The following is a 13,872-nucleotide window of genomic DNA, read 5'->3' as shown; positions in this document are numbered from 1 at the left end:
GTGCGGGCCCTCGGGCCCCCAGGTTTCAGTTCCAGTCGGTGAAGCTCGTGAAACCGCCGCTGTCGGCCAGTTCCTCGCCCGCGCCGTCGAGGTCCTCCGGCAACAGGCTCCACACGATGAAGTCGGTGCGTACGTCGCTCCAGGTCCCGTCCTCGGCGCGGACGTGGGCTATGCAGGCGTTGCGCAGGACGCCCTCGCTGATACAGCCGATCTTCTGGGCGACCTGCTGGGAGGCGGTGTTGTCGGCGGCCGTGCGCAGCTCGATGCGTTCCAGCTTCTGGTCACCGAAGAGCCATTGGGCGGTGGCGAGCGCGGCCTCCGAGGCATAGCCCTCGCCGCGTGCCCACGGGGCGATGATGTAGGACAGTTCGGTGGACCGCACATGCCAGTTGGTCTTGGACAGCTGGACGATGCCGACCAGGCGCTGCGTGAGGAACTCGGTGACGGCGAGATCGAGTCCGCGGCCCGCCGTCCGCTCGGTCGGCGCGTACTCGGTGATCCAGTGGCGCGCCTGCTCCTCGGTGAAGGGCTGGGGGACGTCGGTCCAGGCGCCGACCTGCTCGTCGTTCATCATCTCGGCAAGCCCGTTCACGTCGTCCTCGTCGAGGGGCCGCAGCACCAACCGCTCCGTGCTGATGGAGATGTTGGGGAAGGTGCTAGTCATGCGCCACTCCGTAACCTTCGGAAAACCTTCGGGGCCTGCTGAACTGCCCAGCATGCAGCATCAGGGCACGGAACTGCACCACGGGGTCCACTCGCGGTGAGCGAGTGGACCCCGTGCGTGGCGATACGCCGTATACGTGAGGTTAGAAGGACGGGATGACCGAGCCCTGGTACTTGTCCTCGATGAACTTCTTCACCTCGGGCGAGGTGAGGAGCTTCGCGAGCTTCTTCACGCGCGGGTCCTTCTCGTTGCCCTTCTTCACCGCGAGGAAGTTGCCGTACGGGCTGTTCTTCGCGGACTCCAGGACGAGGGCCTCCTTGGCGGGCTTGATGCCGGCGGAGATGGCGTAGTTGCCGTTGACGACCGCGGCGTCCACGTCGTCCAGGGAGCGCGCGGTCTGGGCCGCCTCGACCTCCTTGAACTTGAGGTTCTTCGGGTTCTTGGCGATGTCCTGGGGGGTCGCTTCGCTGCCCGCGCCGTCCTTGAGCGTGATGAGGCCGCCCGCTGCGAGCAGCTTGAGGGCGCGGGCCTCGTTCACGGCGTCGTTCGGGACGGCGACGGTGGCGCCGCTCTTCAGCGCGTCGGCCTTCTTGACCTTGTGGGAGTACAGGCCGAGCGGCTCCAGGTGCACGGTGACGACGGGCACGATGTGGGTGCCGCGCTTCTTGTTGAAGTCGTCGAGGTACGGCTGGTTCTGGAAGTAGTTGGCGCCCACCGAGCCGTCCTCGGTCGCGGTGTTCGGGACGATGTAGTCCTGGAACTCCTTGACCTGCAGGTCGAGTCCGGCCTTCTTCGCCAGGTTCTTCTTGACGAAGTCCAGGATCTCGGCGTGCGGGGTCGGGCTCGCGGCGACGACCAGCGGTCCGCTGTAGTCGGAGGAGCTCGAGGCGGAGTCCGAGCCCGAGCCGCAGGCGGTGAGCCCGAAGGTGAGGGCTCCGGCGGCGAGGACGGCGGTGGTGAGCTTTGCGGTGTTACGCACGAAAAGTGCCTTTCCTTATGGGTGGAGCGACCCCGCGGTTGGTGGTGCGGGGAGTCTGTGGGGTGCTTACGCGGCGTGGCCGACGTCGGCCGAGGCCGGCTTCTTGGCCTTCAGCAGGCGCAGCTTCGGCGCCGGGCCGGAGCGGCCGCCCCGTCCGTGGAGCGAGCGGGCCGCGTAGTCGCCGGCGAACTGGATGAGCGAGATCACGACGGCGAGAATCGCCACGGTGATCCACATGAGTTCGGTCTCGAAGCGCTGGTAGCCGTAGCGGATGGCGATGTCTCCGAGGCCGCCGGCGCCGACCGTGCCGGCCATGGCGGAGTAGCCGATGAGGGCGACGACCGTGGTGGTGGTGCTGGAGATCAGCGAGGGCAGCGACTCGGGGACGAGGACCTTGCGGACGACGGTCCAGGTGTTGCCGCCCATCGACTGCACGGCCTCGACGAGCCCGCCGTCCACTTCGCGGACAGCCGTCTCGACCAGACGCGCGAAGAACGGGATGGCCCCGATGGCGAGCGGCACGATGGCGGCCTCGCGGCCGATGGTCGTGCCGGTGATCCAGCGGGTGAAGGTCATCAGCGCGACCATGAGGATGATGAACGGCATGGAGCGGGCGACGTTCACGATCTGCCCGATGACCTTGTTGGCGACGACGTTCTGCAGCAGTCCTCCCCGGTCCGTGAGAACGAGCAGGATGCCGAGCGGGAGCCCGCCGGCGACGGCGATCAGCGTGGACCAGCCGACCATGTAGAGGGTGTCCCCACACGCCTGCGACAGCAGCGGCTGCATCTCCGTCCAGGTCACAGCTCGGCACCTTCCTTGAGCAGTACGGGCTCCTGGCCCAACACCTCGATCTGCAGGCCCTGTTCGCGCAGGAAGCCGATCGGCACGACGTTGTCCTCGTAGCGGCCGGGCAGTTCGATGCGCATCCGGCCGACCTGGAGTCCGCCGACGGTGTCGATGGCGGCGCCCAGGATCGAGATGTCGATGTTGTAGGTGCGCGAGAGCTGCGAGATGACGGGCTGGGTCGCGGCCTCGCCCTGGAAGGTGACGTCGACGACGGTGCGGTCGTCACCGGTGGCCTCGCCGTCCACCGGGAAGAGGGCGGAGGCCAGCTCGGAACCGGGGGTCGCGAGCAGCTCGCTCACCGTCCCGGACTCGACGATGCGGCCGCTCTCCATCAGGGCGGCCGAGTCGCAGATCGACTTCACGACGTCCATCTCGTGGGTGATGAGCAGGACGGTCAGGCCCAGCTGCCGGTTCAGGTCGCGCAGCAGCTGGAGGATGGAGCGGGTGGTCTCCGGGTCGAGGGCGCTGGTCGCCTCGTCGGAGAGCAGCACCTTCGGGTCGCCGGCCAGGGCGCGGGCGATGCCGACGCGCTGCTTCTGGCCGCCGGAGAGCTGGGCGGGGTAGGCCTTCGCCTTGTCCGCGAGGCCGACCAGGTCGAGCAGCTCGAGTGCCTTGCGGGAGCGCTCCTTGCCGGACCTGCCGAGGATCTCCAGCGGCAGCTCGACATTGCCCTGGACGGTCCGCGTGGACAGCAGGTTGAAGTGCTGGAAGACCATGCCGATACGGCTGCGTGCCCGGCGGAGCTCCTTGCCGGCGCGGGGGCCGCGCCCCGCGAGGGCGGTGAGCTCCTGCCCGGCCACGGTCACCGTCCCGGCGGTGGGCCTCTCCAGCAGGTTGACGCAGCGGATGAGGGAGGACTTGCCGGCGCCGGACTGGCCGATGACGCCGTAGACCTCGCCTTCGCGGACGTGCAGGTCTACGCCGTCCAGGGCGGTGACCTCTCGGCCGCGTGAGCGGTAGACCTTGGTCAGGCCTGAAGTCGTGATCACTGGGGTTCCGTCACTGTCGAGTACGCGGGCGTGGGTGTGCCCTGGTACGGAAGGGAAAGTCATGCGCGGGCGCTCGGTCACGTACGGCGGACGGCGTACGGACATGCCACGGCGGCTCGCTTCGGGGCGCGAGACTCAGGGTGGTGCAGGGGCCCTCTAGAAGGCGCGCATTCGACACATACAACGAGCACCGGGCGTCATGGTCGCCTCGGTCGCAAGGGTGCGGCAGCTCGTCGTGGTCATGCGATCAGTAAAGCAGACGTATCGGAGCGACCAAGAACCCGCTGTCCACATGGCGGACATCGATGGACAGGCGTCGGCCACGGAGGACCGCCCGGGCCGGGCGCGGCAGGCCTTTTGGGCCGTAATAAGGTCGCTCCATGCTTGATGCCCTGACGCTGGTGACCGGTGTCGCCGCGCTGCTGCTCGCCGCCTGGTGCGGGTGGGCCGCCTATCGAGACCAGCCGACGAAGGACTGGCACTTCATCGGCATGGCCGTGGTGTCGGTGCTGGCCGTGGTGCAGCTGGTGATCGGGATCGTGCTGCTGGCGCGGGGCGAGAAGCCGGAGCAGGGCACGACGATCTTCGTGGCCTATCTGCTGGGCGCGTTCGCGTGTGTGCCGGCGGCGGGGTTCATGTCCTTGGCGGAGCGCACCCGTTGGGGTTCGGTGACGGTGGCCGCCGGCGGTATCGTCCTGGCCGTTCTCGAAGTGCGGCTCTACGACATCTGGGGAGGCTGAGGTGACCTCGGTGCAGGAGAAGCCCACGAGGACGCGGCTGATCGGCGGGCCGGGGATGCTGCTGGTCTGGTTCTACGGCGTGATGGTCGTCGGCGCCGTGTCACGGTCCGTCTACCAGATCGCGACCGAGTTCGACCGGGCACCGCTCGCCTACTCGCTGTCCGCCGTCGCGGGCGTCGTCTACGGCTTCATCACGTACTCACTGGTCCGCGGCGGCGAAACCGCCCGCAAGGCGGCACAGGTGTGCTGCGCCGCCGAACTCGCGGGCGTACTGGTGGTCGGCACCTGGACCCTGGTCGAGCCCTCCGCCTTCCCGGACGCGACGGTGTGGTCGGACTACGGCATGGGGTACGTCTTCATCCCCGTACTGCTGCCGCTGTCCGCGCTGTACTGGCTGCGCAGGAACCGCGCCGTCACGCGGTAGCCACGTACGCCTCGGCCGGCTTCTCCAGCACGATCATCGGCACCCCGTCGCTGCCCTGCGAGGTGCCCACGGCCTGGTAGCCCACCCGGCGGTACAGGCGCAGGTTGCCCTCGCTGCGGTGGCCGGTGTGCAGGCGGAAGACCTTGGCGCCGCGCTCCTCCGCCAGCGCCGACTCGGCCGCGCGCAGCAGCCGCGCGCCGATGCCGTGGCCCTGGAGGCGGGGGTGGACGCAGAGCTTGCCGATGGCGGCGGAGCCGTCCTCGGTGACGCGGCCGCGGACCGAGCCGACGACCTCCTCGCCCAGCCGCGCCACATAGACGCAGTCGGCGGCCACCTCCTGGCGGACCGAGTCCAGGCTCTGGACGAGCGGGTCGATGCGGTAGTTGCCGTACAGCGCCGCCTCGCTCTGGAAGCACAGGTACTGGAGCCTGAAGATCTGCTCTGCATCCTGCTCGGTCGCCACCGAGATGGTCACGCTCATGCCCATGTGCGCACGCCTCCCGCTCACCTGATCGCCACGTTGTCCCTCACTCCTATCCCCGCGGTTCGCGGGCCGCAACCTCCGGCGAGAGCAAACGACGGAGACATCCCAGGCATCTGGAACGTTCCGGGCCCAGACTGCCCTGTGAGATACCCAACTCCCCCGCGATTTCCCGGTATGTCAGGTCCTTCGGGGACAGCAGGGCCTCCATCAGGCGGGGGCAGCGGCCGGGCAGGCGGCGGACAGCCTCCCGCAGAGCCCGTCGGCGGGCCGCCGCGAGGGCGAGCTGTTCGGGGTCGCGCTCGCCGTCGTCGGCCGGGTCGATGTCGTACGGCCGTTCGTGTCGGGTCGTACGGCGGGTGCGGCGCGCCTCGGAGCGGACGGCGCTGCGCAGCCAGCGCTGGGGGTCGTGCGGCGGGCCGTCCGCCTGGAGGTGTTCCAGGAGGCGGAGCCAGACCGCCTGTTCCAGGTCGCCGGGCTCGGCTCCGGAGGCATGCGCCTCGGCGGAGGCCTCGGCGGTGAGCAGCGGGCGCAGAGCGGCAACCAGGTCGTGCGTCATATGCGGTTCGACGCGGCCGCCCGGGGCCCAGTTGCCCGGACGGCCGACGGTTCACCCCAACCGGGGTCGGGGGCTCAGCCGTTGACGAAATCCTCGCGGGCCAGCACACCGGTGTCGGCGTTGTCCGTGAAGACGCCGTCGATGCCGGTGGCGAAGTACGTCCTGAAGGCGCCGAAGGGGTCGCCGTACGCGTCCGCGGCCGTGCCCTTCCGGTACTCCGCCGGCAGGAACGGGTTCTCGTTGCGCATGGTGTAGGGGTGCAGGATCAGGCCGACCTTGTGCGCGTCTGCGACGAGGGTGGTCGGCTTGTCGAGGCTGCCGTCCGCCTTCTTGGTGATGATCAGGTCGAGGGTCGGGCCGAGGCCCTGTGCGTAACCGGCTATCTCCCTGAGGCCCTTCGGGGTGATCAGGTCGGCGACGGTGCGCGGGTCGCCCGTCTCGACGAAGTCCCAGGGACGGCTGTTCGCGGCGGACAGGAGCACCACCAGCGGGTTGTCGACCAGCTTGTTCAGGCGCTGGATGCTGCTCGGCTCGAAGGACTGCAGGATGACCGGCGAGTTCCGCCTGTCCTTGCCGTGCTTGTGCAGCAGCTTGGCGACCCGCTCCTCAAGGCCGAGGCCCAGCTTGCGGAAGTAGGTGGGGTGCTTGGTCTCGGGGTAGATCCACACCTGCTTGCCGCGCTTGCGGGTCTGCTCGTCCTGCCACTTCAGGACCTCTTCGAAGGTGGGGATCTCCCAGCGGCCGTTGTAGAGCGTGTTGTGCGGGCGGTTGGCCGGAATCCGCTCGATCGCGCGCAGCGTCTTCAGCTCCGCAAGGGTGAAGTCCTCGGTGAACCAGCCGGTGACGGAGACGCCGTCCAGCACCTTGGTGGTCTTGCGGTCGGCGAACTCGGGGTGGTCGGCGACGTTCGTCGTCCCACCGATCTCCGGCTCGTGCCGGCAGACCAGATGGCCGTCCTTGGTGGGGACCAGGTCGCCGGCCTCGACGACGTCGGCGCCCAGGTCGAGGGCCAGGTTGTACGAGCCGAAGGTGTGCTCGGGCCGGTAGCCGCTGGCCCCGCGGTGGCCGATGATCGTCGGCTTGGGCAGGCTCTTCAGCCCGCCCTTCCCGTAGCTCGCGTCCGCGGCTCTCGCCGTGCCGGACAGGCCGAGTACGGCTCCGCCCGCACCGAGTACGGCCGCGCCGAGGAGTGCCCGTCGTCCGGTGCCGCCTGTCTGCTCGTTCTCCTGCGTTCCCATGAGCGCCTCCCCTGACGTCGGCTCGATCTGTTCTGTCAGCGCGCCGATCGTAGGGGCGTGGACATGACGCGAGGGAGGCGTTGGCCGGAACATGCGGGTGACTCGGGATGTCGTATGGGGTCGTACGGGAACGGGATGCGACGAGGGGCGAACGGGCCCGCTCGGCTCGCCCGCTCGGCTCGCCCGTTCGGCGGCGAGTCGTCCGTCACATCGTTCCGGCCTGTTACCGGCAGGCAACGCCGCGTCACCCCAGGTAAACCCGCGTCAACAGTGCGTAAGACCTCCGTGAACCCGATGTGCAAGACCCCGGGGACCGCGAGTATCGTCCTCACCTGCACATACTCATACCGAATCCCTTGACACCGGAGGGCCCGTTGTCCCGCTTCGCGCTCATCAAGGCAGTGCTCGGACCGATCATGCGCCTGATGTTCCGCCCACGGGTGGAGGGCGCGGAGCACATCCCGGGCGACGGCCCGGTCATCCTGGCCGGCAACCACCTGACCTTCATCGACTCGATGATCCTTCCGCTCGTCTGCGACCGCCAGGTGTTCTTCATCGGCAAGGACGAGTACGTCACCGGCAAGAGCCTCAAGGGCCGCCTGATGGCCTGGTTCTTCACCGGTGTCGGCATGATCCCGGTGGACCGCGACGGCGGCCGGGGCGGGGTGGCCGCGCTGATGACCGGGCGCCGCGTGCTGGAGGAGGGCAAGGTCTTCGGGATCTACCCCGAGGGCACGCGGTCGCCCGACGGACGGCTGTACCGGGGGCGCACCGGCATCGCGCGGCTGACGCTGATGACGGGGGCGCCTGTTGTTCCCTTCGCGATGATCGGCACCGACAAGTTGCAGCCGGGCGGGGCGGGGATGCCGCGGCCCGGCCGCGTCACTGTGCGGTTCGGTGAGGCGATGGAGTTCTCCCGTTACGACGGGATGGACCGGGATCGGTATGTGCTGCGGGCCGTTACCGACTCCGTGATGGCTGAAGTCATGCGGCTGTCCGGCCAGGAGTACGTGGACATGTATGCGACCAAGGCCAAGGAAGCCGCGTAGGGGTTCGTTGTCGGGTGCGGCTTGTCCGTGGCTGGTCGCGCAGTTCCCCGCGCCCCTTAAGGGCGGCTGTCCAACCGCTGGTCTCGCAGCATGAACCAGGCTGCTGCCGCCGCCACCAACAGAACCGCCGCGCCCACGCCCACCGCGAGGTTGAGGCCGTTGACGAAGGCTTCTCGCGCCGACGTCAACATCTCCTGGGCTGCCTGCGACGGCATGCCCGACGCCGACTCCACCGCGCCGCCCAGTGACTCATGTGCCCCTGACGGCGTTCCCGTCGGAGCGGTGAAGCCGCGGTAGATGCCCGTCACGATCGAGCCGAGTACGGCGATTCCGAGGGCCGCGCCCAGTTCGTACGCCGTCTCCGAGACCGCCGACGCCGCGCCCGCCTGCTCCTTCGGTACCGACGAGAGGATGACGTCGGCCGTCACCGTGAAGGAGAAGCCGGCGCCCACTCCGACGACCAGGAGCGCGGTACCCAGGAGCGGGTAGCCGGTCGACTGGTCGATGACGGTCAGGGCCGCCAGGGCGAGGCCCACCGCTGCCAGGCCGCCCGATACGACTGCCCGTACTGAGAAGCGGCGCGCCGCGCGGCCCGCGACCAGGCCCGCGGCCACCGCACCCACCGCCGCGGGCAGTTCGGCCAGGCCCGCCTCGAACGGGTGCATGCCCTGGACGAGTTGCAGGTACTGGGAGAGGAAGAAGACCAGGCCGGACAGGCCGAGGATGGTCAGCAGGTCGGCGAGGACCGCGGCGCTGAAGCCGCGGTTGCGGAACAGGCGCATGTCCAGCAGCGGGGTGGGGAGCGTGAGCTGGCGGCGGATGAACCAGTACAGCGCCGCCGCGCCCAGTGCGCCCGCGGCGAGCGTGGGCCACTCGAAGCCGTGGGTGGCGGCCTCCTTGACCGCGTAGACGACGCCGATCACACCGACCAGTGACAGGGTGACGCTGGTCAGGTCCCACGGGCCCGGGTTCGGGTTGCGGGACTCGGGCAGCGTGCGGATGCCGACGAGGACCAGGACCACCATCACGGGGAGATTGATCAGGAAGACCGAGCCCCACCAGAAGTGTTCGAGGAGGAAACCGCCGGCGATCGGGCCGATCGCCGTGCCCGCGGACGCCGTGGCGCCCCAGACGCCGACGGCGAGGCTGCGTTCGCGCGGGTCGTGGAAGAGGTTGCGGATCAGGGCGAGGGTGGCGGGCATGAGGGTGGCGCCCGCGACGCCGAGCAGCGCGCGGGCCAGGATCATCAACTCCGGTGTCGTCGCGTAGGCGTTGAGGACGGATATCGCGCCGAACGCCGTGGCGCCGCCGAGCAGGATCCGCTTGCGGCCTATTCGGTCGCCGAGGCTGCCCATCGACACCAGCAGGCCCGCGATGACGAAGGAGTAGACGTCTCCGATCCACAGGAGCTGGGTACCGGACGGCTTCAGGTCCTCGCTGATGTAGGGGGTCGCGAGACCGAGGACGGTCGCGTCGACGGCCACCAGCAGCACGGCGAGCACCAGGACGGACAGCGCGAGCCAGCGGCCCGGGCGCTTCACCGCCTCGGTCGTGGTCGCCGGCTGCAGGGTGCTGGTCATGATTCCTCTCTCCGTAGCGCGCCGCCGAGCAGCAGCTCGGCGACCATGTGGGTGAAGTCCTTGGGGGCGACGCGGCCGTCGTGCATGGCCCAGGCGCACGAGGCGATCAGTCCGTAGAGCGCCTCGGTGAGCCAGACGGGGGTGAGATCGATACGGAACTCGCCCGCTTGCTGTCCGCGCACGAACAGCGCGCCCATGCGGGCGTCGAGCCGCTGCCAGCCCGCGTCCTGGCCGGCTTCCCAGAGCTGGCTCTCGCCGTACAGGAAGGCGAGCAGTCCGGCGGCGGGCTGGAGCTCGCTCACCAGCCGGCGCACGGCCTCACTCGCGGTTCCCTCGTCCAGCCGGGCGGCGTCCAGCGCCGCCTCGCACTCCGCGATGCCGAGCGCCTCGAGCGCCCGTACCAGTGCGTCACGGCCCGCGAAGTGGCGGTGCAGCGTGGCGCGGCTGATCCCGGCGGCCTTGGCGACCTCGTCCATGGTCGCGGTGGATTTACGGGTCAGCAGGGCTGCGGCGGTGCGCAGTACGTGGTCACGGTCGACGGCCATGAGACGAGCGTAGCGCATGTGAGACATTGATGTCTCATTATGGGCATGCGCGTCTCACAGGAAGGGGGTCCTGTTCGACTTCAGTGCCAGGGCAGCTGCCCGCGCCGCTCCCAGTACGCCTGCGGCTTCTCCACCAGTTCGGCCAGGCGGGCCAGCTGGTCCTCGTCCAGGTCCACGACCGCCGCATGCAGGTTGGAGCCGAGCTGGGTGGCGGTCGCCGCGCCGGAGAGCACGACTCCCGCCCAGGGCCGGCGCAGGATCACGGCGAGAGCCACCGCGTCGCAGCCCAGAGACGTTTCTGCGGCGACGGCCTTCAGGGCGTCCGGTGCGTACGGGTCCGCGAGGCGGCCGTTGGCCATGCCCTCCTTGACGATCACCGTGAGCCCGGCGTCGTGCGCCTCGGCGAGGGCGGGGGCGGCCGAGGTCTCCAGGATGTTGTACGTCGACTGGACGGTACGGAAGAGGGGCTCGCCGTCGACCGTCACGGCGAGGGCGGCGCGGATGGCCTCGGCCTGCGCCGGGCCGCTGGTGGAGAAGCCGATGGTGGTGCCCTGGGCGGCGGCCTCCGCCAGCTTGGCGTGGAGCTCCTTGTCGGTGAGGGCCGGGCTGTCCGGGGTCACCGAGTGGATCTGGTACAGGTCGAGGCGGTCGCCGAGCAGTTCGGCACTCTCGGCGCGCTGGCGCTCGTAGGTCTGGACACTGTGGTCCTTGACCTCGTGCTTCTCGGCGTCGGTGGTCCAGTCGGCGGTGTAGGTGTAGCCCCATTTGCTGCCCACGACGATGTCGTCGAAGGAAGGGCGGGCGTTCAGCCAGTCGGCGAGGAACTCCTCGGAGCGGCCGTAGGAGCGGGCCACGTCGAAGTAGCGGACGCCCTGGACGTAGGCGGCGTCGAGGAGTTCGTGGGTGCGCAGGCGCAGGGCGTCGACGGTGCGCTCGGCCGGGAGGTCGTCCTCCCGGCCGAGGTTGATGTAGCCCGGACGGCCGACGGCGGCGAGACCCAGTCCGATGTGCGCGGTGGGCGTGGTCGCGTGGGCCAGGCGGCTGAAGGGCATGGTGGCTCCCTGCACGATCGGTGGAGGAGATCCCACCTCAGGAGGGGGATCTCGCACCAATCTACCCAGCCCCGTGGGGTTCAGCCCGCCCTGATCAGACGCAGCGCGGCACGAACCCGGGGTCGGCCGGCCCCTTGCGCCCCAGGGCGTTGAGCACCCACTGCTCGACCAGTGGCGACTTGGGCGCCTGGTCGTGCTCGGTGGAGTCGAGCGGACAGCGGTCCTGGAGGAGGACGTCGGTCACGTACGAGCCGGGACCCTTGAGGAAGGCGCTGGTGTACGGCACCACGACCTCGTCGTACTGGGTGGCGATCGCCGTGTAGTCGGGGCCCACCGGGGTCTCCGGGTCGGAGTTGAGCTTCTGCAGGAAGTCCGAGCCGGCGGTCTGGTCGACGCAGGAGTCGCAGACGGTGGCGCCGGCCGCGAGGGCGAGGGGGTTGGTGGTGCCGTGGTTGGACGGCACGATGCCGACGAGGTCGTCGACCTTGGTCGCGCCGCCGAGGAACTTCACGTAGTAGCGGGGCATCATGCCGCCCTGGCTGTGCCCGACGATGTCCACCTTCTTCGCGCCGGTCGCGCCGAGCACGGCGTTCACGAAGTCCCGCAGTTCGGCCGCCGAGTCCGGGATCGGGGCGGTCTCCAGGCCGCCGTACTCGAAGGAGAAGACGCAGTAACCGGCGTTCGCCAGCGCGGGCGAGAGGGTGAGCCAGTTCTCGTACGAGGTCTTGAAGGTGCCGTTCACCAGGACCACCGGCTGCGGATGGGCCGAGTCCGGCTTGCAGGACCAGTCGTTGGAGCCGGGCGGTGGGGTGTCGGCGGCGCCCGCGGGAGCGGTGAGCCCGAAGGCGCACAAGGCGGCTATGGCGGTGACGGCGAGAAGGCGGGCTGTTCGTCTGGAACCTCGGGCGCGCATGACGTCCCTTTCATGCTCGGCGGCGATCGACCGGTGTTCGGCATTGTCGACCGGGTAACCGGAATAGTTACCTCCGAGTAGAGCCACGTCAAGGTTTCGGCCAGTGGCTGAATCTCATCCGTTATCCGTCGGCGCGGGCAGCACGAAGGGCCCGGACGCGCTGTCCGGGCCCTGCTGTGTGCTGCGATGCGGCCGTCAGGCCTGCTTGGCCGTGGCCCATGCGTGCTGTACCGCCACGTCCGCCTTGACCTCGGCCAGCTGGACGGCGACCGCGCTGGGCGCCGTACCGCCACGGCCGTTGCGGGAGGCCAGGGCACCCGGCACGTTCAGGACCGTCCGCACCTCGGGGGTCAGATGGGCGGAGATCTTGGCGAACTGTTCGTCGGTCAGCTCGTCCAGTTCCTTGCCCTCGGCCTCGGCGGCCTTCACGCACTCGCCGGCGACCTCGTGCGCCACGCGGAACGGGACACCCTTCTTGACGAGCCACTCGGCAATGTCGGTGGCGAGGGAGAAGCCGGCCGGGGCCAGCTCCTCCATGCGCTCGCGGTGCACGGTGAGCGTCGCCATCATGCCGGTGAAGGCCGGGAGCAGCAGCTCCAGCTGGTCGATGGAGTCGAAGACCGGCTCCTTGTCCTCCTGCAGATCACGGTTGTACGCGAGCGGCAGGGCCTTGAGCGTGGCCATGAGGCCGGTCAGGTTGCCGATCAGACGGCCGGACTTGCCGCGCGCCAGCTCGGCGATGTCCGGGTTCTTCTTCTGCGGCATGATCGACGAGCCCGTGGAGAACGCGTCGTGCAGGGTCACGAAGGAGAACTCCTTCGTGTTCCAGAGGATGATCTCCTCCGCGATCCGGGAGATGTTGACGCCGATCATCGCGGTGATGAAGGTGAACTCGGCGACGTAGTCGCGGGAGGCCGTGCCGTCGATGGAGTTGCCGACGCTGCCGTGCTCGAAGCCGAGGTCCTTGGCGACCGCTTCCGGGTCCAGGCCGAGGGAGGAGCCCGCGAGGGCGCCCGAGCCGTACGGCGAGACCGCCGTGCGCCCGTCCCACTGGCGCAGGCGCTCCGCGTCCCGGGACAGCGCCTGGGCGTGGGCCAGGACATGGTGGGCGAAGAGGACCGGCTGGGCGTGCTGGAGGTGGGTGCGGCCGGGCATCGCCACGTCCGGGTGGGCCTCGGCGAGACCGATCAGGGCGTCCTGGAGCTCGGCGATCAGTCCGGCGATGGTGCGGGCGTGGTCCCGGAGGTACATCCGGAAGAGGGTCGTCACCTGGTCGTTGCGGGAGCGGCCCGCGCGGAGCTTGCCGCCGAGGTCGGGGCCGAGGCGCTCCAGGAGACCCCGCTCCAGCGCGGTGTGGCAGTCCTCGTCGGCGATCGTGCCCACGAACGAGCCGTCGGCCACGTCCGCCTCGAGCTGGTCGAGTCCGGCGATCATGCGGGTCAGCTCGTCGTCCGTGAGGAGGCCCGCCTTGTGCAGCACGCGCGCGTGGGCTCGCGAACCGGCGATGTCGTAGGGCGCCAGCCGCCAGTCGAAGTGGACGGAGGCGGACAGCTTCGCCAGGGCCTCGGAGGGACCGTCGGCGAAACGGGCGCCCCAGAGCCGTACGTCACCGCTGTTGCTGCTCACTTGCGTAGCTCCTAGGGAGGGTTGGTCTTGCGCACAGTCTCGCTCACGCGAGGTCACGTCAGGCTGCGCCCGCCATGGACGCCGGGCTGCGATCTTCGACTGCGGACGACATGCATGAGTATGCAGTGTCATGCATGATTCGTCAATCGACCTCGGGCGGCAGGAGGGCTGTGGAGAAGTGCTG

15 protein-coding genes are annotated in these 13,872 nt (G+C 69.5%); 3 read left to right on the top strand and 12 right to left on the bottom strand.

All coding sequences use genetic code 11. The features are described from left to right. Window positions 1–25: 25 nt before the first annotated feature. From ACWC1K_RS44145 to ACWC1K_RS44130, 4 genes are all read right to left on the bottom strand, one after another. Window positions 26–664 (bottom strand): GNAT family N-acetyltransferase, encoded by a 639-nt coding sequence (locus ACWC1K_RS44145; RefSeq protein ID WP_450839161.1) that lies wholly within the window; start codon window positions 662–664, stop codon window positions 26–28. 142 nt (window positions 665–806) lie between these two features. Continuing rightward, window positions 807–1,643, bottom strand: a complete 837-nt coding sequence (locus tag ACWC1K_RS44140; protein WP_450839160.1) for a MetQ/NlpA family ABC transporter substrate-binding protein — start codon at window positions 1,641–1,643, stop codon at window positions 807–809. Between the two features lie 66 nt (window positions 1,644–1,709). Then, window positions 1,710–2,447: a methionine ABC transporter permease gene (locus ACWC1K_RS44135; RefSeq protein WP_450839159.1), complete on the bottom strand. Its 738-nt coding sequence runs from the start codon at window positions 2,445–2,447 to the stop codon at window positions 1,710–1,712. Further along, window positions 2,444–3,481: a methionine ABC transporter ATP-binding protein gene (locus ACWC1K_RS44130; RefSeq protein ID WP_450839157.1), complete on the bottom strand. Its 1,038-nt coding sequence runs from the start codon at window positions 3,479–3,481 to the stop codon at window positions 2,444–2,446. The genes ACWC1K_RS44135 and ACWC1K_RS44130 overlap by 4 nt, the downstream gene beginning before the upstream one ends. 380 nt (window positions 3,482–3,861) lie before the next feature. Here ACWC1K_RS44130 and ACWC1K_RS44125 point away from each other — a divergent pair, with 380 nt between their 5' ends. Next, window positions 3,862–4,221 carry a hypothetical protein gene (locus ACWC1K_RS44125; RefSeq protein ID WP_450839155.1) on the top strand — a complete coding sequence of 120 codons (360 nt, stop codon included), beginning with the start codon at window positions 3,862–3,864 and terminating at the stop codon, window positions 4,219–4,221. A gap of 1 nt (window position 4,222) precedes the next feature. Then, complete coding sequence (locus ACWC1K_RS44120) at window positions 4,223–4,645, top strand: hypothetical protein (protein ID WP_450839153.1); 423 nt, start codon at window positions 4,223–4,225, stop codon at window positions 4,643–4,645. On the opposite strand, the gene ACWC1K_RS44115 is transcribed toward ACWC1K_RS44120, so the two are convergent. From ACWC1K_RS44115 to ACWC1K_RS44105, 3 genes are all read right to left on the bottom strand, one after another. After that, window positions 4,635–5,132 (bottom strand): GNAT family N-acetyltransferase, encoded by a 498-nt coding sequence (locus ACWC1K_RS44115; RefSeq protein ID WP_450839152.1) that lies wholly within the window; start codon window positions 5,130–5,132, stop codon window positions 4,635–4,637. The genes ACWC1K_RS44120 and ACWC1K_RS44115 overlap by 11 nt on opposite strands. Before the next feature lie 46 nt (window positions 5,133–5,178). Then, on the bottom strand, window positions 5,179–5,685 hold the full coding sequence (locus ACWC1K_RS44110) for a sigma-70 family RNA polymerase sigma factor (protein ID WP_450839150.1): 507 nt from the start codon (window positions 5,683–5,685) through the stop codon (window positions 5,179–5,181). A 74-nt stretch (window positions 5,686–5,759) separates the two neighbouring features. Further along, entirely contained in the window at window positions 5,760–6,923 is a 1,164-nt protein-coding gene (locus tag ACWC1K_RS44105; protein WP_450839149.1) for a glycerophosphodiester phosphodiesterase, read from the bottom strand. A 374-nt stretch (window positions 6,924–7,297) separates the two neighbouring features. Here ACWC1K_RS44105 and ACWC1K_RS44100 point away from each other — a divergent pair, with 374 nt between their 5' ends. Further along, window positions 7,298–7,972, top strand: a complete 675-nt coding sequence (locus tag ACWC1K_RS44100) for a lysophospholipid acyltransferase family protein (protein ID WP_361259634.1) — start codon at window positions 7,298–7,300, stop codon at window positions 7,970–7,972. Window positions 7,973–8,028: 56 nt separating this feature from the next. Here the strand turns inward: ACWC1K_RS44100 and ACWC1K_RS44095 are convergent, their stop codons facing one another. The 5 genes from ACWC1K_RS44095 to argH form a co-directional block, all read right to left on the bottom strand. Then, window positions 8,029–9,552, bottom strand: coding sequence for an MFS transporter (locus tag ACWC1K_RS44095; RefSeq protein ID WP_450839147.1), 1,524 nt, complete (start codon window positions 9,550–9,552; stop codon window positions 8,029–8,031). Next, a complete protein-coding gene (locus ACWC1K_RS44090; RefSeq protein ID WP_450839146.1) occupies window positions 9,549–10,097 on the bottom strand; it encodes a TetR/AcrR family transcriptional regulator in 549 nt (182 codons plus the stop codon). The genes ACWC1K_RS44095 and ACWC1K_RS44090 overlap by 4 nt, the downstream gene beginning before the upstream one ends. Window positions 10,098–10,177: 80 nt before the next feature. Then, window positions 10,178–11,149 (bottom strand): aldo/keto reductase, encoded by a 972-nt coding sequence (locus ACWC1K_RS44085; protein WP_450839145.1) that lies wholly within the window; start codon window positions 11,147–11,149, stop codon window positions 10,178–10,180. Between the two features lie 94 nt (window positions 11,150–11,243). Continuing rightward, window positions 11,244–12,062, bottom strand: coding sequence for an alpha/beta fold hydrolase (locus ACWC1K_RS44080; RefSeq protein WP_450839143.1), 819 nt, complete (start codon window positions 12,060–12,062; stop codon window positions 11,244–11,246). A gap of 195 nt (window positions 12,063–12,257) precedes the next feature. Next, window positions 12,258–13,688 carry an argininosuccinate lyase gene (gene argH / locus ACWC1K_RS44075; RefSeq protein ID WP_450839141.1) on the bottom strand — a complete coding sequence of 477 codons (1,431 nt, stop codon included), beginning with the start codon at window positions 13,686–13,688 and terminating at the stop codon, window positions 12,258–12,260. Window positions 13,689–13,872 lie beyond the last annotated feature (184 nt).

It is taken from the genome of Streptomyces sp. NPDC001492, assembly GCF_053597275.1.
Note: the sequence above shows the minus strand (reverse complement) of the source record. Positions and strands in the feature narration are given on the sequence as shown.

Bases quoted from the DNA above. Each gene is read 5' to 3' on its own strand.
- ACWC1K_RS44145 (WP_450839161.1), bottom strand. From the start codon at position 664: ATGACTAGCACCTTCCCCAACATCTCCATCAGCACGGAGCGGTTGGTG.
- ACWC1K_RS44125 (WP_450839155.1), top strand. From the start codon at position 3,862: ATGCTTGATGCCCTGACGCTGGTGACCGGTGTCGCCGCGCTGCTGCTC.
- ACWC1K_RS44115 (WP_450839152.1), bottom strand. From the start codon at position 5,132: ATGGGCATGAGCGTGACCATCTCGGTGGCGACCGAGCAGGATGCAGAG.
- ACWC1K_RS44110 (WP_450839150.1), bottom strand. From the start codon at position 5,685: ATGACGCACGACCTGGTTGCCGCTCTGCGCCCGCTGCTCACCGCCGAG.
- ACWC1K_RS44105 (WP_450839149.1), bottom strand. From the start codon at position 6,923: ATGGGAACGCAGGAGAACGAGCAGACAGGCGGCACCGGACGACGGGCA.
- ACWC1K_RS44095 (WP_450839147.1), bottom strand. From the start codon at position 9,552: ATGACCAGCACCCTGCAGCCGGCGACCACGACCGAGGCGGTGAAGCGC.
- ACWC1K_RS44090 (WP_450839146.1), bottom strand. From the start codon at position 10,097: ATGGCCGTCGACCGTGACCACGTACTGCGCACCGCCGCAGCCCTGCTG.
- ACWC1K_RS44085 (WP_450839145.1), bottom strand. From the start codon at position 11,149: ATGCCCTTCAGCCGCCTGGCCCACGCGACCACGCCCACCGCGCACATC.
- ACWC1K_RS44080 (WP_450839143.1), bottom strand. From the start codon at position 12,062: ATGCGCGCCCGAGGTTCCAGACGAACAGCCCGCCTTCTCGCCGTCACC.